The sequence below is a fragment of the Aeribacillus sp. FSL K6-1305 genome, from assembly GCF_038050115.1.
Taxonomy (GTDB): domain Bacteria; phylum Bacillota; class Bacilli; order Bacillales; family Aeribacillaceae; genus Aeribacillus; species Aeribacillus composti.
In genome coordinates, this window is record NZ_JBBOQV010000001.1 from 1,698,182 (window position 1) to 1,721,177 (window position 22,996).

Consider the following 22,996-nt stretch of genomic DNA (forward strand, 5'->3'; position numbering starts at 1 on the left):
GACATGTTCCATTATAAAAATGTTAAACTATATATCATAGTGTATTTTAACATTTATTTATATAATTGTGGAGAATCTTCCAAAAAGAGGGGGTTTTTTTGATGGATCCACGCCGAAATATCTACTTCTTTTACAAACATAGCGATCACCTTGAACAGAAAATAGCTTCGTTGATTGACTTGGCGAAGCAGTATGATTTTCGTCCTGTTGAAGATTGGAGACATGCGAACATTATCGTAGCAATCGGAGGGGACGGAACATTTTTGCAAGCGGTTAGAAAAACGCAATTTCGCGACGACTGTCTGTACATAGGCATCGCAACTGAAGGGCATATCAGTTTTTATTGTGATTTCCATATAGATCAAAAAGACAAATTAGTTGAAGCTTTTCAGCTGGAAAAGGTCGAGGTAAGAAGATATCCAACCATCGATGTCACCGTCGACCATGAAGTAAAGATTTCCTGCTTAAATGAATGTAGTGTCAGATCAGCAATTATTAAAACATTTGTTCTGGATGTATTTATTGATGATATGCATTTTGAAACGTTCCGAGGCGATGGAATGATTATTGCCACTCCAACAGGGAGCACAGCCTACAATAAATCTGTGAAGGGAGCTGTCGTCGATCCGCTCATAGACTGTTTACAAGTAACTGAACTTGCATCTTTGAACAATAATCTATATCGGACGTTAGGATCCTCTTTTATTTTAAGCGGAAATCGAAAGCTTACGTTAAAAGTAGTGCAGGACGGCAACGATTATCCGATTATCGGAATGGACAACGAAGCTCTAAGCATTCGTCATGTCAACCAGCTGGATATTGAATTAGGAAAGAAAAAAATTAAAACTGTTAAATTAAAAGATAATTCTTTCTGGGATAAAGTGAAAAGAACCTTTTTATAACTGTAGTTGAGCAATTTTCATTACAATAATTACCATGTAAAAAGAGACAAACGGAGTACCCCTTATGCCACATGGAGCTGTTTTTTAACGACATCAATGGGAATATCTTGCTTCGCTGCATGGTAAATGAACTCGACGAGACTATGCCCTTTCTTCGTTCGGAGAAGATCAAGCCCAGTAGAGAAATCCCGGTTGGACTCGACCATACTGTACACATAAGCGAGTTGCACCAAGATCCAATACCGTTTCACCGCCCGACGTTGACGAACGCGGTACCCATCGAGCTTCAGCTGGTCTTTCGCTTGTCGAAAAAAGCATTCGATCGACCAACGCTGGGCATAGTAGCGCAAGATCTCTTCATCGCTTAGCTCCCGGTCGGTGCTCAAGACGCAGTGAAGATGTTCGGGTGTCATCGGCTGATCGGCTTTCCAAGCCAACAACACAACGGCATCATCGAGACCTTTCAGCGATCCCTCGTAGCGATACACGCGATAACGCTCTTCTCCCACCGTGACGAGATGGGTGTCGTTCGGTTCGATATAGCGGGCAAACTGTTTGGCTTGGATGGCGATGCCTTTCGGATAGAGAATCCGGTTCGTTTTGAGCATCGCGATGACGTGAAATCCTTTTTTCAGACAGGCTTCCACGAGCGCTTGCGATGGATACCACGAATCCATCAGCACATAAACGGGACGGCGTACATCCAAAGAAGAAAGCATCTCGATCGCGAGTTCCCCCTTGCTTTTCCCAGCCGCCTTGTCGTAGAGGCGGAACGCAAAGGGAAAAGCCTGGGTCATCGTATGAACCATGAGCCAAACAAGAGAATGTCCCCAGATCGACTTTTTCTCTGTGTGAGAATAGTGCCAATCACACCCTTGAATGGCGTGCGTTGCCCGTGACGAAGGCTTGATTTTTTGGCAAATCGTATCATCGATCGAAACAAAAAGGGGTTGATTTTTCTGTTTGGCGATCCGTTCGACACGATGAAGCATCCATTGCTGGAGTTTGCGAAGCAGCGTCTCTTCATCCCAAGGGCTTTTCGTGAAAAAATGGCTGAGTGTCGTTCGATGATTGGGGTGAAAGCTCCAATGATGAAGATCGGTCAACGTTCCAGAAAAGCCTTTCGTGATCATCGCATCCACGATATGAACGAGATGCTTCATGACAGGTTTTGAAAAATAAAGTGCCAACCCCAACATCGTGAAAAACTTGTGGATTCCTTGATGATGTGCTAATCTATTCATGAGACATGAACCTCCTTGTGTGAATGGTTTGTTGGCACATCTATTCTAACCAAGGAATCGGGTTCATGTCTCCTTTTTTGTTCGGATGTAAATTTATGTTAGTGAATTTGCTCATCTACAGTTATAAAATGAAAATGAGCGAAAAGGATCACCTTTTCGCTCAAAAGCCAAAATATTCATTTATTGAAATGTTCCGCCACCGCCAGATAGTTGCTGCTGAGCAAAAGATACAAGCCGCTTTGTAATTTCTCCTCCAACGGAGCCGTTCGCGCGGGATGTAGTATCAGGACCTAAGTTTACACCGAATTCTGATGCGATTTCAGTTTTTAATTGCTCAAGTGCTTGTTCAGCACCAGGAACTAAAATTTGGTTAGAGTTGCTAGATCTGTTTTGAGCCATGTGTCATTCACCTCCTTGTGGATATAGAATGTGAAAAAACACATGGCTTCATGCATAAAACGAAATGGTAATTGTTTTGAACTTGTGGAATATTATAGTAAATTTTCAAAATCCTCTTCTATTTTTTCTTGTATATCATGTTTTCTTGGAAATTCAATTGTTACTGTTTCCTCAATCGCCTTCTGAATGAGAGGTTGAAAATCTACATAGCTTTCAAGCTTTAATATTTTCTCCCTTTTCGGCTTCGTTTTCGGTGAAGCTGGTGTAAAAATAGTACAGCAGTCTTCATAAGGTCTGTTTGAAATCTCAAACGTATCAATTTTTTCGGCAATTTCAATGATTTCATTTTTATCCATTGAAATTAAAGGTCTCAGTATAGGAGTTGTCGTCACTTCATTAATAGCATACATGCTCTCAAGCGTTTGGCTTGCTACCTGCCCTAGACTTTCGCCTGTTACAATGGCTAAGGCGCCTCGTTTTTTCCGAATTTCATCGGCAATTTTTAACATCATTCTTCTAGTCGATGTCATTGTATAATTTTCTAATATTTTTTGCTGAATGGTCACTTGAATTTCTGTAAACGGAACGATGTGAAGCACGATTTTGCCGCCAAATTCGGTTAATTTTTCTACGAGATCCATAACCTTTTGCTTCGCTCTTTCATTCGTATAAGGAGGGCTGAAGAAATGGATCGCTTCAATCTCCAAGCCTCTTTTCATTGACAAATACCCAGCGACAGGACTGTCAATTCCTCCAGAAAGCATCAGCATCGCCTTTCCGCTTGAACCAACCGGAAGCCCTCCCGCCCCTTTAAAATCTTTGCACATTATATATGTGGCGTGCGGACGGACTTCTACGCGCACGTTTATGTCCGGATGATGAACATCTACTTTCAAACCGTCAGTATGAATAAGTATATGCCGGCCAATTTCATAATTGAGTTGGTCTGAAGTTAACGGAAACGATTTATCTGCTCTTTTGGCCGACACTTTAAAAGTGTCTCCGTTTTTATACAATTGCTTGACTGCCTGTAAAGCCGAGTCCTTTATGGCTTCGATGTCGCTTTTCGTTCTGATTGCCAAACTGAAGGACTGTATGCCAAAAACTGTTTGCAATTTTTCCGCTACCTTTTCCCCGTCTTCTCCATTTAATTTGATGAAAAGACGATCTCTGTTCGCTGTATACTCTAAAGACGAAAAGGAAGACAATGCAAGTTTTATATTGTTTTTCAAATGGTTAATAAAATGTTTGCGATTTTTTCCCTTTAAAGACATTTCACCATATCTGACTAAAATATGATCATATTGCATGTTTATAACCCCATTATATTTTTTAATTTTTGTATAGATGATGGCAGGACGTCAATCAACGGCTTGACATCATCGATCGTCTGCCCAATTGAAAGGCTTATGCGGATGGCGCTTTCGGTGATGCTGCTTTTTTTGCCCATCGCCTTCAATACTTTGCTTTCTCCCTTTTTCCTTGAAGAACAAGCTGAAGTAGTGGAGACATAAATATTCTCCTCTTCAAGCATATGAACTAGAACTTCCGCTTTTATACCAGGTACAGAAAAGTTGATAATATGAGGGGCGGAAGATTCCTTTGGTGTGTTGATAATAATGCCATCTATTTTTTCAAGCTCATTTATAAGATAGTTTTTCGTATTAATCAGACGATCGATCTTCTCTTCATAGTCGTTGAATGCCAGCCTTAAACCTTTCGCTAGGGACACGCTGCCCGCTAAATTTTCAGTGCCTGATCTAATGCTTGCTTCCTGGCCACCCCCTGATAAAAGAGTGAGAATTGGTGTATTTTTTCTAATGTACAACACTCCTGTACCGTTTAGGGCATGAAATTTATGGCCAGATATTGTACATAAATCAATTCCCGCTTTTTTTATATTTAAAGGAACCTTCCCGACTCCTTGCACGTGATCGACATGATAAACGATGTTCGGATAGTTTTTAAGTATTTCGCCAATCTCTTCAATTGGCTGAATCGCTCCGATTTCATTGTTGACATGCATAACGGACACTAAGATTGTATCGTTACGTACAGCCTTTTGTATGTCAGCTGGAGACACAATGCCATTTTCATTTACAGGAATCCACGTCACTTCAAACCCGAATTCTTTTTCAAGCTGTTCAAATGCTTCGCTGACAGAAGGGTGTTCAATTACAGTCGTAATCAAATGCTTTCCTTTATGTCTTTGTGCAAAAGCCGCGCCTTTAATCGCCAAATTATTTCCTTCCGTTGCTCCAGACGTAAATATGATTTCCTGTCCGCTTACACCTAGCAAATCGGCTACTTGTTCTCTTGCTTTTGTTAAAAGTCTTTCCGCTTGAACACCCAAATGATGAAGAGATGATGGGTTCCCGAAAAACTTTTCCGCCACTTGCCGGTACGTATCAAGTACATCAGGGTAAGGCTTTGTAGTTGCACTATTATCCAAGTAAAGCATCGGTTGTATACCCCTTTGAATTATATTTTCTAACACTTTGCAATGCAATATTAACATAAGTAAATTGAAATGAAAAAGAAAAGATCATAACATAAACGGGCTCATTCAGACGAAAGCCTTTGTCCACGCACGTAAGCCGCTTTTTTTGTGAATTCAACAACGTCATCTTCGATCATCGTCGTCTTCCCGCATCCGCCGATCCCAAGCAGCGTGTAAAACTTCCCGCGTTCAATCTTAAAAACTGACATCATCAAGCACGACTAACCTATCGTATTCCTTCGTCACTCGCTTCACAAAGCGGATGATTTCTCCATCAATCGTTTCCTACTCCTTGCGCCGAAAATAAAATTTCATTTCTCTCAATCCTTTACTAGTGAGATCAAACTCTTCCTTATTCCTATCAATGACGCTTAGAACATGCACACAATAAAAAACTCGTTTCTCACTAGCATTACGCTAGAGAGAAACGAGAAAAAGCTGATTTTCGCCGCTGTTCATTATGCCATAAAAAGTTGATAAAAGCATCGGCTTCTATTTTTCAAAATAACCGGACTATCGTGAATTACTTTTTAAGCAGCTCATAAAACGCCTATAGCGCAAAGCGTAATGTCGTTCCAAAAGACTGCCGGAACACTGCCACAGCTGCCAGCAGGTTCAATAGTTTTAACCCGCTGATGATTCGCTTCTTGAATCCGTTCATCATCATGTCCTTTAGCTGCCCTTTTTGCTTGCTCCTTGCCTGCCAGAGCTAACTCGGGAAACGTCAATCCTTGAAAAAAAGTTTTCATGACGACCTTCGTTTTCTATTTCCTTTTAATGAAGGGGCTGTCTAATAAGTCGTTTTTTCGGGTTATTGATCCCTTTAATGTTATAGAAACTTTGATATATCGGTGTTTATGATTTTTTGTTTTCAATGGGAGCTTGACTTTCTGGACAACTCCAGCGTATTACCGAATATTGCTTCAGCAACATGTTAAATGATATCCAAAGGCACTTTTTTATGAGGTTTTGGAAATGCCTCATCAAGTCGGTTCAAGTCTTCTTGGGTTAATTCAATAGCAGCAGCTTCAGCATTCTCCAGCACATGCTGCTCTTGCCCAGCTTTTGGAATAGCAATGACATCATTCGTGCGTATCGTCCAAGCAAGTGCAATTTGTAATGGTTTTACATTGTATTTTTTGGCAATTTCATTAACAGTTGGATCCGTCAACAACTGCTTTCTTAATGTACCTCCTTGGGCAAGGGGGCTGTACGCCATAATCGGTATATGATGTTCCCGGTGCCAAGGCAGCAGATCAAAATCAATTCCTCTCGAACCTATATGGTATAACACTTGGTTTGTCGCACAGTTTGATCCGTTGAGCGTGTTCCATAGCTCTTCCATATCGTCTGTGTCAAAATTGGAGACTCCCCATCTTAATATTTTTCCTTCTTTTCGCAGCTTTTCCATGCCTTCGATTGTTTCTTCTAAAGGAATGCGGCCTCGCCAATGTAAAAGATATAAATCTAAATAGTCCGTCCCCAGCCGTTTTAAGCTGTTTTCACATGCAACGGAAATCTTGTCTAGTCCTGCATTATGCGGATACACTTTAGAGACTAAAAACACATCATCTCTGCGCCCTTTGATTGCTTCGCCGACTAAGCGTTCAGAAGCGCCATTTCCGTACATCTCAGCAGTGTCAATTACTTTCATGCCCAATTCTATTCCAAGTTGTAAGGCTTTTATTTCTTTAGCTTTCTCCTGTGGCTTATCTCCCATGTACCATGTTCCTTGACCTATACATGGAACAGTCGTGCCATCAGGCAGCTTCACTACTCGTTTTTCAACATGACTTCTTATTTCCATGATTTTATTACTGTCCAATAATCCCATCCACTCTCGACCCTTTCCGTTATATTGTGAATTTCCCATTCTATAAAATTCCGCTTTCATACCTTTTCGACTTCAAAAATATGTACGTGCTTTCGAAACTTGTTTTTAGTGTTTGTTTAATTGCTATTGTTTCCCTTTTACACCTTTATAACAAATGTGGCAATGAATTACAATAAAAAAGCCCTTCACAGCGGCAAGCGCCTAGAAGGGACAAATAAAAATAAGGAAAGGGCGATTTGCAAAATCATCCGGCTGTGGAATTTCATTATCTTATAGATAACAAGCTCTGCAATTGTTCATGTTTGTACGAGTGGAGTTTCAATTTCTTATAGGTTTTCTCATGTTAAGTGAAAAAATATGCTCTCCAAACCGACATTTCGCACAGCATTATTGCTTCAACTCCTCATAGTTATATAAAAATGCTTACTGACTATAGTCCAATATGGAAGCATGGGCAATAAAAATGCCCGTCTTTCAAACGAAGACAGGCATAAATCATAGATCTTTCAATTCATTTTCAACAAGCTTCTGTATTCTTTCCATCGCTTCCGAATCGATTTCCTCTATGGCAGCAGCCGCTTGCTCCAAAGATTTGCTGTATTCATAATTTCTGAACAACTGTTCAGCTTCTTTTAATTTTTTATCAAGGCCCGAATACGTGCTGCGGTATCGATTACCGTATTGTATTAATCTTTCGACTAAACAAACTTGGGCAATGATCTCATCTGTGTTTTCTTTTAATTGTTCGATGATGCTCACAGCATCGTTTAAATACGTTTGGACTCGATCCATATCGAGCGGAATTTCTTCAAGCGCATTGCTGACCTTTTCAAACGATTGCTGAGCAGTTTGTAATTGCTCCACGAAGCTTTCCGGAAGGCCGGGAATGTTGTTTTTTCGAATCGCCCGTTTAATCTCAGCCATCATTCGCTTTAGTTCTGCTAATTTGTCGCGCGCGTTTAATTCATCCTTTCTCAATGCCTGAAGCATCGAATGCCATTCGTTGTATTTTTCCTTTGCTTGATCAATTTGCTTATTAAAACTTTCCAGTTCCTCCTGTAAAACGGAATACGCAATATTGGAGTTCTCTATGCTTGCCAAAATATGCTTGTAATGATTTTTCAGTTGGTTCATCAGTTTATCCAACTCTTTTAGCTTGTCGACATCATCATTTGACAGCTGGTAGCTCTGCTGTACAAGACTGACTTGTTCTTTTAAATCATTTTTTTCCTCTAATAAAGATTGCAGCTTTTCCCCGGTTTTTTCCGCTTCTTGTCTTACATATTGGCTCGCATACACTTCCTTCTCAAGCATTTCGTAAATGTTATCAATCGTTTCTTTTATGGAATCAAGACCCATTTTCACGTCTTCTGTCTCTGCTTCACTTAGCTTCTTTTTCAAGCCCTGCATTTTTTCCTCAATATGCGAAATTTCTTTTTCCACTTCCAAATGCTCAAGCTTGTAGCCATCCTCGAGCAGTTTTTTATACCCTTCTTTCAATTCGGAAATCTCGTTCGGCACAATCATTTGACATTCAGTTAAAAGCTTTGGAATCTCCTCTACTTTTAATTGGAGTGCTTCAAGCTTCTGTTTTTGTTCATCCAAAATTTCCTTCGCTGTTACGTAATTTCCCGAGTTCATTTCCTCATCAAATTTTTCCATTGTATGTAACATTTCATACAACTCTTTTTCCAGCCGTTCATACGCAGTTCCAAATGTATGGCGATGGGAGAGCAGTGTTTTTTTCAACTCTTTTAGCTGTTGTTTGACTGCTTCACCTTCTGTCTTATTATTGCTTTCTGTTGCAACAAGATCGTTAATGTGCTGAACAATGCCGGCTATTTGTTCTTCTATTTCTTTTAAAACCGATTCAATATGTAATAAAACTTCTTTTGACTTTTTAAAGCGGTATTTTTCAGCATATTCCTCCGCTTCAAACAGAAGCTCTTCCACCTGCGGAAGCCTGCTAGTGACGATATCGTCCCAATCTTTTCGCCAGCGTTCAAACAATTCTTCTGTTTCTCCACTCATGATTAATTCTTTTACTTTGGACAGTTCATCTGTTATGGACTGATTCATAATGTCTATTTTCCAAGCTTCAAGACGGTCTACTTCTTTATAAATATTTTTTCGAAATCCATAACCGATTCCAAATAGAAGGAAAATCAATAAAATTAATACAATCACAACTTCCATTATGAGCCCCCTCGGTCCGTTTCACTTTCTTAAAGGGTATGTATATTTTAAACGACGTTGTCGAAAAAACTTTCAAAAGAAAATAATGTGTTCTCAATGTATTTATGATACCATGATAACGACATTTTTTGAGCAAAATTTTTAATTTTTTCACATAAATCTCGACAAACTTGAGGTGATTTCTATGAAAAAAGATGGACATGTTCACACCCCTTTTTGTCCCCACGGTACGGACGATTCATTTGAATTGTATATTGAAACTGCCATAAAAAAAGGATTTTCTGCTATAACCTTTACAGAACATGCTCCATTGCCGGAAGGGTTTGTTGATCCAACTCCCGATAAGGACAGCGCAATGCCCTTCAGTGATATCGACCGCTACTTGTCTATTTTGCTAGACTTAAAAAAACAATATAAACGCGATATCGATATTCATATCGGTTTAGAAGTAGACTATATTAACGGTTTTGAAAGAGAAACAGCGCAATTTTTGGACAAATACGGTCCTTTTCTTGATGACAGCATTTTGTCCGTACATTTTTTAAAATTAAATGGACAATATTATTGTGTAGATTTTGATGAACATACGTTTCAAAAAATGGCGGAGCTTTCAGGCGGCATCAATCATTTATACGAATTATATTATGCGACAGTATTAAAAGGGGTTGTTTCAGATCTTGGAAAGTATAAGCCGAAGCGGCTTGGACATATTACGCTAATACACAAATTTCAAAAGCTTTTCCAAGCCACATTTGATGAAAAGCCTTATATTGAACAGATTTTTGCTGAAATGAACAAAAGGGGGATGGAACTGGACGTCAACACTTCCGGTTTACGAAAAGCCTTTTGCGGAGAAATTTACCCGCCAGAGGATATTATACAAGCGGCAAAAAAACAAAGCATCCCTCTCGTTTATGGTTCTGATGCCCATAGCGCGAAGGATGTAGGCAGCGATTTTTCACTTTTTGAAAAAATGGTTTAGTCATTTGATTGTTTTTCGTTTTTCTGAAAAAGTATTTGTTCCAGCCATGAAACCAGCTGTTTACTATATTGCTTGACAAAATATTCTTCGTACGGATTAATATGTAAAACTTCATACATGTATTGAGGCTGTAAAAACGGCATATTTATTAAGCTTTTGAATTGTACTAAAAAATGGGGAATGTCTACTTGTTTAAATTGGTTCGCTCGCATCCCTCGTTCAAGCAGGTTAAGCAAATAATATTTTTCTTTCGCTAAATAAGTCATCATCACCTGGCGAATGAGAGTCGAATCAAGCGTTACTTCTCGGTGGACAAAACGGGCAAGCCGGCGGTTTTCATATTGATAGCGGAGAAGTTCTTCAACGATTGCCATAAGAGAGAGTTTTGGAGATTCTGTACATTTTTGATAGCATTGATCGATTACGTCTAAATAACCTTCATAAAACTTGGACACTAAATGTTCCAATAATCCGTTTTTTCCTTTAAAATAGTAAGAAATATGGGCGATATTTGCATTGGCCCGTTTGGCAATTTCCCTAACCGATGTTCCGGTGTAACCTTTTGTATTAAAAAGGAAAATTGCTGCATCAACGATATTTTCTTTCGTAACAGTGTTCGTTTTCGTTTGCAAGTGGATCACTCCTTTTGTTGATGGCTGTTAGAAGTTTTCTACCCGCAACGATATTTTCCTGCTATAATTTCTCGACAAAGTTCGTACTTACTTGTCATTTTGAAAAAGAAAGTGAGGAATTTCCATGTTTGTCGTCGAAAGCTATAATGGAACAAAAGAAGAAAATTATGAGCTTGTGTTAAAACAGCTTACAGCATTGATTGAAGGGGAAAAAAATGTCATAGCGAATTTAGCTAATGCATCCGCCTTGTTGAATCAATTTTTGTCAGAAATCAATTGGGTTGGTTTTTATGTAAAAGACGGAGATGAGCTTGTTCTCGGACCTTTTCAGGGGCTGCCGGCATGCGTTCGAATTCCTATTGGCAAAGGTGTATGCGGAACGGCTGCTTTCGAAAAAAGAACGGTGAGAGTGGCTGATGTAAATGAGTTCCCTGGACACATCGCCTGCGACGCGCGATCACAATCGGAAATCGTTGTCCCGCTTATTAAGAACGATGAGGTAATCGGTGTGTTAGATATTGACAGCCCGATTAAAAACCGATTTGATAAAATAGACCAAAGATATTTAGAAAAATTCACGAATATTCTTACAGAATACCTTTAATAGCCTTGTTTTTCAAACGCCGGAAGTCGTGAACGAGTGGAAATGAGCATTCAACTTTTGAACCCTTTCAAATGATATAAAAAAGGGTCCCTAGTTACGATCTGTCAAACGATTTTAACAAATCAGAGCAATACCTAGGAACCCTTTATGCTCTTTCTTGGTCTAAAACCGATACTTGATTTTTTCCATTGCGCTTTGCCTGATACAAGGCATCATCTGCTCTTTTAAAAAAAAGGGCAGGCGAATCATTTTTATGGGCTGCATCCCAACAGGAAACACCGCATGAAACTGTTACAGGCGGTTTCGTTGATTTCCGCACAGCTGAAACAATTCTGTTTGCCACTTCACATCCGATTTTTAAACCCACTTTAGGAAGATAAATGGCCAGCTCTTCTCCGCCCCATCTAGCTCCTACATCTTCCTCCCGTATGTTGTTCCTTATAGTTTTAGCAATTTGAATAAGCACTTTATCGCCTACTTGGTGGCCATACGTATCATTGATTTGTTTAAAATTGTCTACGTCTATTAAAATTAATGTGCCTCTTTGGTCTTCTTTAAACGATTGATGAACAACCTCGTCAAAATATTTTCTATTAAAAAGATTTGTAAGCGGATCTGTGATCACGAGCAATTCCAGCTTTTCCCGAAGCATGGAGTTCGTAAAGGCGAGTGTAGAATGAGACACAAGCGATTCCATTAATTTGTACATATCAAACGTGAAGGAATACGGTTCTTTACGCAGCACAACAGCAAATCCGATGATTTTTTCACTGTCGATCATCGGAACGGCCATTATTGATTTATAAACGGCTTCCCCGAGAATGGAATTGGAAATATCGCCAGTGAATACACTATTTTGCTCCAATATATTTTGTGCAACCCAATCAACGTAAGCCTTCGATTCATCTGAATGGAAAAACGATGTACTTTCTGAAAGCATGTTCCATTTTTTATTTTCATCAAAAATAAAAAAAGCGGCCTCATCTGCAGAAAATGAACGAAGCATTCTTTTAACCATGTATTTCATCGTATCTGAAATCCGCAAGTTTTTATTAATTTTTCGAGCCGTATCATTAATGAGCTGCAAATCGTTTACATGCTGCTTCGACTGTTCATACAGCTTGGCATTTTCCAGCGCTTTGCCGCCGGCCTTTGCCACTTTTTCGATCATATCGATTACGTCATCGATTTGTTCAATATGAAGTGGGATATGTACATCAATTAATCCATAAACACCCTGTCTTCCTGCAATCGGGACATAAATATAGAGCCCGTTTGACGAGCTTCTTACGACCATATCGCCTTTCAAAAAGGCTGTCATAGCTTCCTCATACTGATCTATTTCCTGCTCCAAATTTTTCACAGGAATTTCATGTCCTAATGAATAATCCATTGGCAAAATGAAATGGCATAATAGGTCGGGATACATTTGCCTCAAAGTGTTATAAAGCTTGTTTAACACTTCTTCTTCTTTCATAATGGAATAAAGTTCATCAGTTAATAAAAACAATTGATAATATTTTTCTTTAAGCGTTTTTTGCAAATATAATTTTTTTCCGTGAAAAAACATGGCAAAACATATTTTAGAAATTTTTTCTAGTTGTTGATTAGAAAGTTTGTGAAGTACACGGCCTCCTCTGAATTCCAACAGCATTTTTGGAGAGGAATCTGCCGAATACTGCAAAAACAATCGTCCTTTTTCTTTGTAAACTACAAATTGTTCATCGTCTTTGAAGCTAAATGATTTCGAAGCACCTTTTACATCGTCATTGCTCGAGTATTGGCATAAAAAAAGATTCGAACCGATCTCTTTCCAAATCGACACATTTTGAAGATTAAATGCTTTGATTAAAATGGCAAACATTTCATTAATAAATTCATCGAAATGCTGCCTGTCCGAATCATTCATAAGTAATCGGAAAAATAAGTTTTCAAAATGATCCCAATCCATACTCCACCACCTATAACCGGGAAAATAGACCTTATGACTTTAATAGTATTATAACATGAAGCACATTTTTTTTGTGAAAAAATTGGTATTTTTTTCACAAAAAATAGAAATGAATGTGTGAAGTTCGTCGGATTAAATATTCCTTTTCGCTGACAGCAAAGGAAATAATCTTGACACCGCTCATTTAAAATCATATAATGATCGTTGTGTAAAATATAGCAGCCTAAGGATTCGACAATTATGATGTCATTTTGTTCCTCAAATCTGAGGTGTACCGTGTAACTCTCTGCTGCTGGAGCGAAGGTACATGAAAACAAAATGTGCATAATTGAGAGAATCAGTCTGTTTGTATTTTACAATCGAAAATACAAAAGGAGGAGCAATATGTCTCGTTATACAGGTCCTACATGGAAAATTTCCCGCCGTTTAGGCATTTCTTTGAGCGGCACAGGCAAAGAGCTTGAAAAACGTCCGTATGCACCTGGTCAGCATGGTCCAGGCCAACGGAAAAAACTTTCTGAATACGGCTTACAATTGCAAGAAAAACAAAAGCTTCGCCATATGTACGGAGTTAACGAACGTCAATTCCGCAATACTTTCGTAAAGGCGGGCAAAATGCCGGGTATTCACGGTGAAAACTTTATGATCCTTTTAGAGTCTCGTTTAGATAACATTGTTTATCGTCTTGGCTTGGCTCGCACTCGCCGTCAAGCACGCCAATTGGTTAACCACGGCCATATTTTAGTGGATGGAAGCCGCGTGGACATTCCGTCTTACCAAGTAAAACCAGGCCAAACGATTTCTGTCCGTGAAAAATCCCGCAACCTTCAAATCATTAAAGAAGCGGTTGAATTAAACAACTTTGTTCCTGAATATTTAACATTTGATCCGGAAAAGCTTGAAGGAACATACACTCGTCTGCCTGAACGCTCTGAATTGCCTGCGGAAATCAACGAATCGCTCATCGTTGAGTTCTACTCTCGTTAATAAAATTAGATTGTATAATTCAGTATTTAAAAACCCTGAAACCCTTGAGAAGAAAGGATTTCAGGGTTTTTTTGTTTCAATTTAGGTTTTCATAATGTATTATTTTGGGGCAAGTGGGGCAGCTTTTGGAGCTACTTTTTATAAAAATGCGGACAGATGCTGAATTATTTTTATATACACGAAAGTACCAAAATGAGATTTAGAGCCTGTGGAAATCTTGAAATCGTATCAGTACATTCAGATCTATCACGATTCATAAAATGTATGTGCATAGTAAAACGTTTTTATAACTTAAAATTTTCCCTATTTTTAACTAATTCTTTTTACTCACATAAAATACACGGGACATTTGCTCTATTGAATTTAAATTGTTTAGTTTTGTGCCTGCATGCCATATCGTTGCAGAAAAAAGCTTGAAGACTCACTTCTTAAAACAAAAAAGGAATTGAGTGCATAATGAAGAATATTTATATACGGCAATATTCTATTAGATTTATTTGTAAAATCCCAATAACGAATGCTTTCACAGCTGGTGAAATAATATCGATTAACGATCTTCTAATGAAATAGATGCTGATACATCGGATGACGAAGCAAAATTTGAGGTAGGAATTTAGTTCTTTACTCAAATTTAAAATTAAAAGTTGATGATGAGAAAGAAATCAATTTTTTAAAGGGGCTGCCTGATGAGTTCCTAAAATGAAGGAGTTTGGAGAAATACTACAGTGAAGGACAAAAATAATTGAATAAATTTGTAAATGTCCTTCATAGAGGCAATGAACCCAACAAGAAGAAATTGTATGTGCTGAATGTCCGTCAGAAAACTTTTGAAGAACCAATTCAGAAAGAGGGAGCATAAGAAAAGTCCTTCATAAGACTTCTGAAGGATATAAAAAGATAGAAAAAATGGTCTGCCCGATAAGTCCCTAAAATGAAGGGGCTCGAAAAAGTCAGTTAACCCTGACCTTTTGGACAGCTCCTAGTTTCTTTAAATATTACAGTATTTCACGCAGGGGGGGACGATTTATTGGATGATTTTAATTTGATTATATTCTTATGGAGAACTTCATTTGTTATTTCAATAATTACATTTATAATTGGTTTACTCCATCGTTCTTGGCTGTTTATGCTTATTAGTACTGTAACATTTTTACCAGTTGCATATTATTTTCTCGGTGCGTTAAACGCATGGCGGTTAGTTGGATATATACCAATTTTATTATTTTCACTTACAGTCCTGTTCTGGTTTCTTAAAAAAAGAAATAAAAGCGGAGAGAAAATAAAACGATAAGATCTTCCTCTTCAACAAAAGTATTTGAATAGATAAATGAAAAGATTGACCATAAAATTTGGCCAATCTTTTTTGCATAACCGTGTTATGAAAAAACAAGTGGAATATTGAAAAATCCAAGATTTAACATTCAATTGTCTTTCCTTTTCCCAAACCCTACCGCAAGTCCTAGAAAAATATACGCATAGGACAGGATGATTAATTCCAAAAAGCCAAATTTATGAAAAACAAGTGAATCCGGAGCTTTTTCATCGATATAATCCCCCTTGCCAACCATATAAACCCCGACCAAGAGATAGATCACAATGGATATTGCCAAAAATAATTTACCGAATATAGTAAAACGAAATTTAGAAACAACTAACGCAATTATCATCCAATATCCTAATCCAAGTAAGACTAAAAAAATTGAAATATAATATGGCTCGTAAACAGCCAATTCACTAATTTTCATTGTTATCGTTCTCCTTGATTCCTTTATTATGGATTACATCCTTATATCCCGTCTCCACGGCTCCAAATTCCTTGGGGATTTCCAATTTCAATTCTCTTTCCTTTTCCCAAACCCTACTGCAAGTCCTAAAAAAATGTACGCATAGGACAGGATGATTAATTCCAAAAAGCCAAATTTATGAAAAACAAGCGCATCAGGTGCCTCCTCATCGATATAATATCCTGTTCCTACCATATAAGCTCCGACCAATAAATAAATTACAATGGATATTACCAAAAAAATTTTACCGGAAATCTTAAATTGATATTTGGAAATTCATCCCACTCCTCTTCACAAAAACCATATCTTAATACCTAATAATTGAATGGTATCATAGGATATTTTTGAAAAGAAACTACTTTTACACATTTTCATTTATAAATTTTTTACCAACTTTTTGACAGGGTATGGTATGGAGAGGCTTATATATGATAAAAGTTATTTTTTTAAGCAAGAAAACATAAGAAACATACTAAGATTAGTAGCACAGACCACGGCCATGGTCTGTGCTACTATTTTTTTATAGTAGAAGTGGAGAATAGGTCGTGACAGCCCCAGAACCTTGAGTTCGTATGAAAAACTGGCCTACTTCACTGCCCTTATAAGAATCAGTTTCAGTATGTTGGATCCTTGAGATCGTGTATAAGAAAAGGGAATCGATAAGGTGAAGTGAAGACTTCTACATAAAAATCAGGAGGAATGTATATGAAAAGCGTCATTGCTTTTGATGTCAGTATGGGAAAAAGTTATATGGTGATTTATAACGCTGCACGTTCTTGTATTTTTGAGGGGAAATTTTGCATAATCGCCCCCATTTTGAACAGCTAAATAAACGAATCATCGATTTAGTACAAAAAGATGGACAAGTTCCAGCCATTGTATTTGAAGCAACAGGCGTGTATTCCCGACCATTAGAGCGCTTTATGAATGATCACGGTTTTCCGTACTGTCTGTTAAATCCCCTTGAATCAAAGATTCAAACGGCTACTATGCGCATTCATAAAACCGATAAAAGTGATGCCCACCGTTTGGCCCAAACTCACTTTACAACCGAACGGCGCATAAAAAAACCGCAGGACCACTACTTCGACCAAATGCGTGCGCTTTCCCGATACTATCATGAATTAGACGAAGAATTAGCGATGCTTCGAAGTAGAATGCACACTTTACTACAACTGACTTTCCCAGAAATGGAATCGCTGTTCACACAAAAATCCGAACTGTTTTTAAATATCCTACAGCTATTCCCACATCCTGATTACGTTAAAAATCTTTCAAAAACGGTTGTACGCAACCGACTACTTGCCAACACAGATAAGAAATTAGCGCCTAAAACGGCAGAGAAAAAGGCCATACAGTTAATAAGTGCAGCACAGGATTCGTATCCAGCAGTGGATCAAGACGACATTCGCTGTGAACAGCTAAAAGATTATGCCAAACGTTCTTTAGCCATTTTGAGAAAACGTGAGGAACTGATTCAGCAGATGGTTGTTCTTTCAGAAGAACGAAATGAATATCAAATCTTAATCAGTATTCCTGGTATAGGGAAAAATACAGCCGTTCGTTTGATTGGAGAAATAGGCGACATGACACGCTTCGAAAATCATAAGCAACTCAATGCCTATGCAGGAATTGATATAAGGCGTTTTCAATCAGGCACCTTGTTTTACAAAGATAAAATCAATAAGCGTGGCAACAGTCATCTGCGCAAAATCCTTTATTTTACGATTCAAAATATGATCCGCCAACAGACGCTTTGGACACAATCATTTTGTAGAATACTATGACAAATTAAAAACGCAACCCTATAACAAATGTTATAAAGTTGCGTCCATCGCATGTGTGAATAAGTTATTGAAGTGCCTTTTCCACCTTATTACACACAATTTAACGTACAATTACGAAATCGCTTCAGTATCTTCGTAATTGTGTAGTAAAAGTATAACATAATGGGCCTAGCGAAAAAAAGCAAAAATCGTTAGGTCTATTTGGCATGCGAAAATCTTTTTTTGGCGGAAGGGGTACCCCTTCCGCCAAAAAAAGATTAATGATCTCAAATAACTATTGATAAACCTCTTGACTAATCGTAAGAAAGCCATACAACTAAGGCATATAAAGGAACAAGCAAAACAGTTACACCAAAAAGAAGTGTATTTTGTGCATATAAAATGGCACCACCAATAACGACCATTAGAGTATCAATCATAATCGTTAAAGTCGCACCTGAAATAGCATCTCTTACTTTTGAGGCGTCCATTAGCCTAGAAATAATTTCTCCAACTTTTCTTGTACTAAAAAAGTTCATTGGTAAAGATAAAACATGATGATAGTATCCAAGTACAAGTCCTAAATCTAACTTTTGACTTAAATGAATAAGTAGATAAGATCGAAAAGCATTTAGTAACACTTTAAATGTATATAGTACTATGATTCCGATAGATAAAACATGAAGAGATTTTTCTAAACTCTGTGTCAATATGTCATCTATTAAAAATTGGAAATAAAACGAACCAATAATTCCAAAGATGGTAAATAAAATACTTGCAAAGAATATTTGTAGAAGAATGCCTTTTTGTGGCTTTAATAAACCAATAAACCTCTGAAATAACCCTTTAGTCTGATCTCCTTTTTCAAATGTTGGAGCAGGAACAAGAAGGACTAAAACCCCTGTCCAAATCTGAAAAAATTCTTCTGGGCTCATTTTTTTCAAGCCTTCTGCAGGATGCAGGATCAGCAATAATGACTTGCTCTTTTGTAATCTTATGAATAACAACATAGTGCAACAAACTATTATTGATTACGACATGTGCAATAGCGGGCAAAGGAAATGGACTAAAAAAACTCTCTTTATTTCCCTTCACACCTTTTGCTGTAAACCCTAGTTGCTCTGCTGCTTTAATTAATCCATATAAGTTTGTACCTTGCTTATCTGTTTTCGCTATCTCTCTTAATTTGGAAATAGGAATTTTTAGACCATATTGTTTCGCTATCGTTGCTAAGCAAGCAGGACCACAGTCCTTTATGTCATGTTGCTTTATACAATAGTATTTTTTTAGACTATCATGCCCGCCACCCCATATAAAGTTGCTCGATAATCTAAGGAAGCATCCAGCATTCGATCTGTTTACTTAAACAGCGGTTGGGTCTTGTTTTTTTATATTGCCAATTTAAGGTTCCTTTTTTTGTTTTAATTTTCTGTGATTTCGATTTTTGTAAACGTTTTCTTTTTCTCGCATCCTGTTTGTAGGTGCGATTTTCGCCTTTTTGTCTTCAACGCTTGGCATTAGGAAGGATCAAGTACTAATCATTTGCTTCTCTACGCCATTTATCATATAGATTTATAAGTTTAACAACAGAATCATCTAAACTATCTATAATTTCCTTCATATCAAGAAAGTCCTCTTCGCTCAAACCTTTAGGTATTTTCTTGTTACTGATTTGGTCGGCAACAACTTTATTTTTGATTTCTTCCCTGCCCATAAGCAACGTATTAAACTCATATTCCTCTAAATATCTCTTTTCCCGCAACTCAGTCTCGTGCATCTTTTCTTTGAGGAGCTGCTTCCTGTACTCTGAAGGCGTTTTTCCAAAGTTTTTCTTAAATGCAATATTAAAAGACTTGACATCAGAAAAACCGTGTGACAAAGCGATATCAGAAATTTTTCTTTTTAAATCCGTTAAGTCATACGTAGCTTCACGAAGTCTAATTCTTGTGAGATATTCGTAATAATTAATACCGAGCTGTTGCTTTACAATTTGAGAAATATAACTTTCATGATATCCTGAAAATGATGAAAGCTCTTCAAGACTAATTTTATTTTTATAGTTTTTTTCAATATACGCAACAATATTGTCTACATCTTCTTTTCTCTTTTTATTTCTAACTAACTCTTTTGAAGACATCATTTTCGGAGGAAAATCTCTGATCAAATTGGCTATTAGCTGATTAAGAAGGCTCTCGAAGTAAATTTTTTCTTCAGGATGTTCACCTTTTATATATTTAACCATTTCGAGCGCTAAATTTCTTAATCGGCTAAAACTCTCATTATTTCTAGTTTTAAAGTTAGATCTACATGAAAACTGAAGTAAATGATAGTCTTTGTAATAAGAGCGAAAATATATCGGATTAATATGAATAACCATAGCTATTGAATTTATCTTTTTCGCAATAGTAGCATGCCCAACATTAGAGTTAACGAGCATAATATCGTCTTCTTGCAGAATATATATATTCCCGTTTACGCTCATTTCAACCTCACCTTGAAGAACGATGATGAACTCTAATGATTCATGCCAGTTGTAATGATAATGCTTAATATAATACACGTACTGCTTTACATCTATATCTTTTTTATCATTCTTCCATTCATAGTATACGATACTCATTAAATCCCCCCGACTTTTTCATATTTGTAAACAGCCCGACAACATTCTTTTACTTTTTTCGACACAAGCCCTATCATCCCCTCTCTCAGAGTGAACTTTTTCACCGTCCTTCTATGGGATAGTAAGTCCTAATCCCCTTTCTTCCACAACCGTATCCAGGATTGGAAATAATCCGCACAAACAATCAAAATACCCGTGGTGCTAGTTAAGTGTTAACGCTCAACTAGCACCACGGGTAAAGACTATTTGCTCTTACTTCACATAATTACAAAGCTTACCCATACCTTCTACTTCGACGACTACAGTATCTCCTCGCTTCATCGCACAACTGCCGGAAGGAGATCCTGTAGCTAAAACATCGCCGGGCTCTAACGTCATAATTCTCGAAACCCAACTTATGAGATAAGGGATCGAAAATAACATCTGATTCGTATTACCTTCTTGCACAACTTTCCCATTTAAAGTCGTAACGATTCGTAAATTAGTTGGATCTATACCCGTTACAATATACGGACCAATAGGACCAAAAGTATCAAATCCTTTACCTCTAGTAAATTGCGGATCCGTTTTTGTAAGATCCCTCGCAGTCACATCATTAAATATCGTACAGCCGAAAATATAATCTAATGCATGTTCTTCTTTTATATTTTTTCCTTGCTTTCCAACAATAAGCGCTACTTCTCCTTCCATCTCCACCTGGTTAGTTAAATCACTTGGCGGAATGATAATATCCCCTTGATCCGGAATCAAGCAAGACGGCGGCTTTAAAAACAAAAATGGTTCTTGGAGACCAACCTTCCCTCCCGTTTCAACAGCATGTTCAGCATATGTCCAGCCGAAATTAATAATCTTTGATGGTACTATCGGTTCTAAAATCTGCACATCACTATATTTTACTTTTTCACCATCGTATTTTAATTCATTGTGGACAATGTCCTTAAAATCACTAGACAGTTGTAAAATTTCATCTCCTTCTAAAACGCCATAGAAAATATTGCCCTCATATCGTTGATACCGAACTATCGTTTGGGTCTTGGTCATTATTCGCATGATTCACAAAACTCCCTCGACTACTTAATAAACCCTACCTGCTTGCTAATGTACTCATATTGCTCTTCTTTTTTTCTATTAAACTCCGCTTTATTTTGTTCGAATACATTGTTACCTTCTGCATCAATTGAAACAATTAAAGGGCCAAATTCCTTCACTTCACATACCCAAAGTGACTCCGGCATTCCTAAGTCTGTCCAATAAACTTCCTTAATTCGTTCAACTTTTGTTGCAGCATAAACTGCATTACCAGCGGGAAAGACGAGATGAAGAGCTTTATAAGTTTTACACCCTTCTTCTGTCCTTTTCCCCATTCCACCTTTTCCGATAATCAGTTTAACGCCAGTTTTTTCTATAAATTGTTTTTCGAATTTTTCCATTCTCATGCTTGTAGTAGGGCCGATAGAAACAATCTCATACTTATTATCCTCAGTTTCTCTCACGATGGGACCCGCATGGAAAATCGCTTTTCCTTTAAGGTCAATCGGTAACGGAATTCCTCCTTCAACCACTCTTCTATGAGCGACATCTCTGCAAGTAACTAACGTTCCGTTTAAGTAAATAATATCTCCTATTCTTATATTCTTTAGATCTTCATCTGTTATTGGAGTAGTTAATATTTTCTTATTCACAACTTTACCCCCTTGTGTGTGTGAATTTCATAGTTCAAATTTCTATCAAAAGTGATTTTGCCTCTTCTATGCGACCAACAACCTGTATTAACTGCTACTCCGATAGTAGAAGGATGTCTTGCTGAGTTCACGACGTTAACTCCCATGACAGACTTCGAACCTTTTAATCCTTGAGGACCAAGACCGATCGCATTTATTCCATCTTCGAGAAGTTTCTCTAATTTAGCAGCGTTTTCATTTTCATTTCGACTACCGACAGGTCTCATAAGTGCCAGCTTTGAATTTAAAGCTGCTGTTTCAACTGATGTACCGATACCTACTCCGACGAGAAGAGGAGGACATGCATTAATTCCGTAGCTTGTCATACGATCAAGCACAAACTTGACAACTCCTTCATATCCCTCACTCGGCATTAGAACCGTTGCCACTCCCGGAAGTGTACACCCCCCGCCTGCCATATAAGTATAAATTTCTGCTTTGTCACTACCTTCTACTACCTCCCAAAAAATGCTCGGTGTACCGCTTCCGATATTCTTTCCAGTATTATATTCATCAAATGTTTCAACCGAATTATGACGTAATGGAGTTTCTTTTGTTGCTTTATAGGTGCTCTCTCTTAAAATACTTTCTAACTGTCCAATTAAAGGAAAGTCTTCGCCGCATTTCACAAAAAACTGTAGTACACCAGTATCTTGACAGGAAGGTCTCTTTAACTTATAAGCTATCTTTTGATTTTCAAACATCGTTTTGTATATGGTTTTAGCAAGCTGGTTGCTTTCCTCTTCACTCAGTTCTCTCAATTTACTTTCCACATCATCTGGAAGCTTATAGCTAACGAGTGAAATAAAATTTGACATCAGTTCAATCATTTTTTCTTTTTGCTGTTTTTTATCCATCAAAATCTCAACCTCAC

General features: G+C 37.7%; 21 protein-coding genes and 2 pseudogenes. 5 read left to right on the top strand and 18 right to left on the bottom strand.

Going from position 1 to position 22,996, the window contains the following annotated elements; genetic code table 11:
- Nucleotides 1-101 precede the first annotated feature (101 nt).
- Nucleotides 102-902: an NAD kinase gene (locus tag NST97_RS08180; protein WP_094246343.1), complete on the top strand. Its 801-nt coding sequence runs from the start codon at nt 102-104 to the stop codon at nt 900-902.
- A 62-nt stretch (nt 903-964) separates the two neighbouring features.
- On the opposite strand, the gene NST97_RS08185 is transcribed toward NST97_RS08180, so the two are convergent.
- The 8 genes and pseudogenes from NST97_RS08185 to ezrA form a co-directional block, all read right to left on the bottom strand.
- Nucleotides 965-2,146, bottom strand: a complete 1,182-nt coding sequence (locus NST97_RS08185; protein ID WP_311066339.1) for an IS701 family transposase — start codon at nt 2,144-2,146, stop codon at nt 965-967.
- Between the two features lie 180 nt (nt 2,147-2,326).
- Entirely contained in the window at nt 2,327-2,545 is a 219-nt protein-coding gene (locus NST97_RS08190; RefSeq protein WP_063387370.1) for an alpha/beta-type small acid-soluble spore protein, read from the bottom strand.
- Between the two features lie 92 nt (nt 2,546-2,637).
- Nucleotides 2,638-3,855, bottom strand: coding sequence for a tRNA uracil 4-sulfurtransferase ThiI (gene thiI, locus NST97_RS08195; RefSeq protein WP_063387369.1), 1,218 nt, complete (start codon nt 3,853-3,855; stop codon nt 2,638-2,640).
- Nucleotides 3,856-3,857: 2 nt separating this feature from the next.
- A complete protein-coding gene (locus NST97_RS08200; RefSeq protein WP_117017221.1) occupies nt 3,858-5,006 on the bottom strand; it encodes a cysteine desulfurase family protein in 1,149 nt (382 codons plus the stop codon).
- A 172-nt stretch (nt 5,007-5,178) separates the two neighbouring features.
- A pseudogene (locus tag NST97_RS08205) lies at nt 5,179-5,324 on the bottom strand (spermidine/putrescine ABC transporter ATP-binding protein); the annotation flags it as partial.
- Between the two features lie 260 nt (nt 5,325-5,584).
- Nucleotides 5,585-5,794 carry a hypothetical protein gene (locus NST97_RS08210; RefSeq protein WP_327847832.1) on the bottom strand — a complete coding sequence of 70 codons (210 nt, stop codon included), beginning with the start codon at nt 5,792-5,794 and terminating at the stop codon, nt 5,585-5,587.
- Nucleotides 5,795-5,979: 185 nt separating this feature from the next.
- Entirely contained in the window at nt 5,980-6,879 is a 900-nt protein-coding gene (locus NST97_RS08215) for an aldo/keto reductase (protein ID WP_327847833.1), read from the bottom strand.
- A gap of 495 nt (nt 6,880-7,374) precedes the next feature.
- Nucleotides 7,375-9,075: a septation ring formation regulator EzrA gene (gene ezrA / locus NST97_RS08220; protein ID WP_327873804.1), complete on the bottom strand. Its 1,701-nt coding sequence runs from the start codon at nt 9,073-9,075 to the stop codon at nt 7,375-7,377.
- Nucleotides 9,076-9,259: 184 nt separating this feature from the next.
- On the opposite strand from ezrA, the gene hisJ reads away from it, so the two are divergent.
- Nucleotides 9,260-10,057, top strand: coding sequence for a histidinol-phosphatase HisJ (hisJ, locus tag NST97_RS08225; protein WP_063387365.1), 798 nt, complete (start codon nt 9,260-9,262; stop codon nt 10,055-10,057).
- On the opposite strand, the gene refZ is transcribed toward hisJ, so the two are convergent.
- Nucleotides 10,054-10,689, bottom strand: coding sequence for a forespore capture DNA-binding protein RefZ (refZ, locus tag NST97_RS08230; RefSeq protein WP_063387364.1), 636 nt, complete (start codon nt 10,687-10,689; stop codon nt 10,054-10,056). The two genes, hisJ and refZ, sit on opposite strands and share 4 nt — an antisense overlap.
- 124 nt (nt 10,690-10,813) lie before the next feature.
- On the opposite strand from refZ, the gene NST97_RS08235 reads away from it, so the two are divergent.
- Nucleotides 10,814-11,293, top strand: coding sequence for a GAF domain-containing protein (locus NST97_RS08235; protein WP_340881913.1), 480 nt, complete (start codon nt 10,814-10,816; stop codon nt 11,291-11,293).
- Nucleotides 11,294-11,438: 145 nt separating this feature from the next.
- Here NST97_RS08235 and NST97_RS08240 read toward each other — a convergent pair whose 3' ends face one another.
- Nucleotides 11,439-13,244 (bottom strand): sensor domain-containing diguanylate cyclase, encoded by a 1,806-nt coding sequence (locus tag NST97_RS08240; protein WP_341343100.1) that lies wholly within the window; start codon nt 13,242-13,244, stop codon nt 11,439-11,441.
- Nucleotides 13,245-13,628: 384 nt separating this feature from the next.
- On the opposite strand from NST97_RS08240, the gene rpsD reads away from it, so the two are divergent.
- Entirely contained in the window at nt 13,629-14,231 is a 603-nt protein-coding gene (rpsD, locus tag NST97_RS08245; protein ID WP_063387361.1) for a 30S ribosomal protein S4, read from the top strand.
- A 1,421-nt stretch (nt 14,232-15,652) separates the two neighbouring features.
- Here the strand turns inward: rpsD and NST97_RS08250 are convergent.
- Both NST97_RS08250 and NST97_RS08255 read right to left on the bottom strand, forming a co-directional pair.
- Nucleotides 15,653-15,976, bottom strand: coding sequence for a hypothetical protein (locus tag NST97_RS08250; RefSeq protein ID WP_340881918.1), 324 nt, complete (start codon nt 15,974-15,976; stop codon nt 15,653-15,655).
- Nucleotides 15,977-16,063: 87 nt separating this feature from the next.
- The gene (locus NST97_RS08255) at nt 16,064-16,252 is read right to left on the bottom strand and encodes a hypothetical protein (protein ID WP_341343101.1); all 189 of its coding nucleotides are present in this window, start codon (nt 16,250-16,252) and stop codon (nt 16,064-16,066) included.
- 468 nt (nt 16,253-16,720) lie between these two features.
- Between NST97_RS08255 and NST97_RS08260 the strand changes: the two are divergent.
- Nucleotides 16,721-17,941: pseudogene (locus NST97_RS08260) on the top strand (IS110 family transposase).
- A gap of 154 nt (nt 17,942-18,095) precedes the next feature.
- Here NST97_RS08260 and NST97_RS08265 read toward each other — a convergent pair.
- The 6 genes from NST97_RS08265 to ttdA all read right to left on the bottom strand — a co-directional run bounded on the left by NST97_RS08265 (nt 18,096) and on the right by ttdA (nt 22,979).
- Nucleotides 18,096-18,716 carry an ABC transporter transmembrane domain-containing protein gene (locus NST97_RS08265; RefSeq protein ID WP_340734127.1) on the bottom strand — a complete coding sequence of 207 codons (621 nt, stop codon included), beginning with the start codon at nt 18,714-18,716 and terminating at the stop codon, nt 18,096-18,098.
- Nucleotides 18,646-19,095, bottom strand: a complete 450-nt coding sequence (locus NST97_RS08270) for a cysteine peptidase family C39 domain-containing protein (RefSeq protein WP_341343176.1) — start codon at nt 19,093-19,095, stop codon at nt 18,646-18,648. Before NST97_RS08270 ends, NST97_RS08265 begins: the two co-directional genes overlap by 71 nt.
- A 220-nt stretch (nt 19,096-19,315) precedes the next feature.
- A complete protein-coding gene (locus tag NST97_RS08275; protein ID WP_340734128.1) occupies nt 19,316-20,401 on the bottom strand; it encodes an AraC family transcriptional regulator in 1,086 nt (361 codons plus the stop codon).
- 252 nt (nt 20,402-20,653) lie between these two features.
- The gene (locus tag NST97_RS08280) at nt 20,654-21,451 is read right to left on the bottom strand and encodes a fumarylacetoacetate hydrolase family protein (RefSeq protein WP_340734129.1); all 798 of its coding nucleotides are present in this window, start codon (nt 21,449-21,451) and stop codon (nt 20,654-20,656) included.
- Nucleotides 21,452-21,471: 20 nt separating this feature from the next.
- Nucleotides 21,472-22,083: a L(+)-tartrate dehydratase subunit beta gene (gene ttdB / locus NST97_RS08285; protein WP_340734130.1), complete on the bottom strand. Its 612-nt coding sequence runs from the start codon at nt 22,081-22,083 to the stop codon at nt 21,472-21,474.
- Nucleotides 22,080-22,979, bottom strand: coding sequence for a L(+)-tartrate dehydratase subunit alpha (gene ttdA, locus NST97_RS08290; RefSeq protein ID WP_340734131.1), 900 nt, complete (start codon nt 22,977-22,979; stop codon nt 22,080-22,082). Before ttdA ends, ttdB begins: the two co-directional genes overlap by 4 nt.
- Between the last annotated feature and the right edge of the window lie 17 nt (nt 22,980-22,996).

Coding starts and splice junctions, on each gene's coding strand:
- hisJ (WP_063387365.1), top strand. CDS start 9,260: ATGAAAAAAGATGGACATGTTCACACCCCTTTTTGTCCCCACGGTACG.
- NST97_RS08250 (WP_340881918.1), bottom strand. CDS start 15,976: ATGAAAATTAGTGAATTGGCTGTTTACGAGCCATATTATATTTCAATT.
- NST97_RS08180 (WP_094246343.1), top strand. CDS start 102: ATGGATCCACGCCGAAATATCTACTTCTTTTACAAACATAGCGATCAC.
- NST97_RS08190 (WP_063387370.1), bottom strand. CDS start 2,545: ATGGCTCAAAACAGATCTAGCAACTCTAACCAAATTTTAGTTCCTGGT.
- NST97_RS08265 (WP_340734127.1), bottom strand. CDS start 18,716: ATGAGCCCAGAAGAATTTTTTCAGATTTGGACAGGGGTTTTAGTCCTT.
- NST97_RS08240 (WP_341343100.1), bottom strand. CDS start 13,244: ATGGATTGGGATCATTTTGAAAACTTATTTTTCCGATTACTTATGAAT.
- NST97_RS08280 (WP_340734129.1), bottom strand. CDS start 21,451: ATGCGAATAATGACCAAGACCCAAACGATAGTTCGGTATCAACGATAT.
- rpsD (WP_063387361.1), top strand. CDS start 13,629: ATGTCTCGTTATACAGGTCCTACATGGAAAATTTCCCGCCGTTTAGGC.
- ezrA (WP_327873804.1), bottom strand. CDS start 9,075: ATGGAAGTTGTGATTGTATTAATTTTATTGATTTTCCTTCTATTTGGA.
- NST97_RS08275 (WP_340734128.1), bottom strand. CDS start 20,401: ATGAGTATCGTATACTATGAATGGAAGAATGATAAAAAAGATATAGAT.
- thiI (WP_063387369.1), bottom strand. CDS start 3,855: ATGCAATATGATCATATTTTAGTCAGATATGGTGAAATGTCTTTAAAG.
- NST97_RS08185 (WP_311066339.1), bottom strand. CDS start 2,146: ATGAATAGATTAGCACATCATCAAGGAATCCACAAGTTTTTCACGATG.
- NST97_RS08215 (WP_327847833.1), bottom strand. CDS start 6,879: ATGGGATTATTGGACAGTAATAAAATCATGGAAATAAGAAGTCATGTT.
- NST97_RS08200 (WP_117017221.1), bottom strand. CDS start 5,006: ATGCTTTACTTGGATAATAGTGCAACTACAAAGCCTTACCCTGATGTA.
- NST97_RS08210 (WP_327847832.1), bottom strand. CDS start 5,794: ATGAAAACTTTTTTTCAAGGATTGACGTTTCCCGAGTTAGCTCTGGCA.
- NST97_RS08235 (WP_340881913.1), top strand. CDS start 10,814: ATGTTTGTCGTCGAAAGCTATAATGGAACAAAAGAAGAAAATTATGAG.
- ttdA (WP_340734131.1), bottom strand. CDS start 22,979: ATGGATAAAAAACAGCAAAAAGAAAAAATGATTGAACTGATGTCAAAT.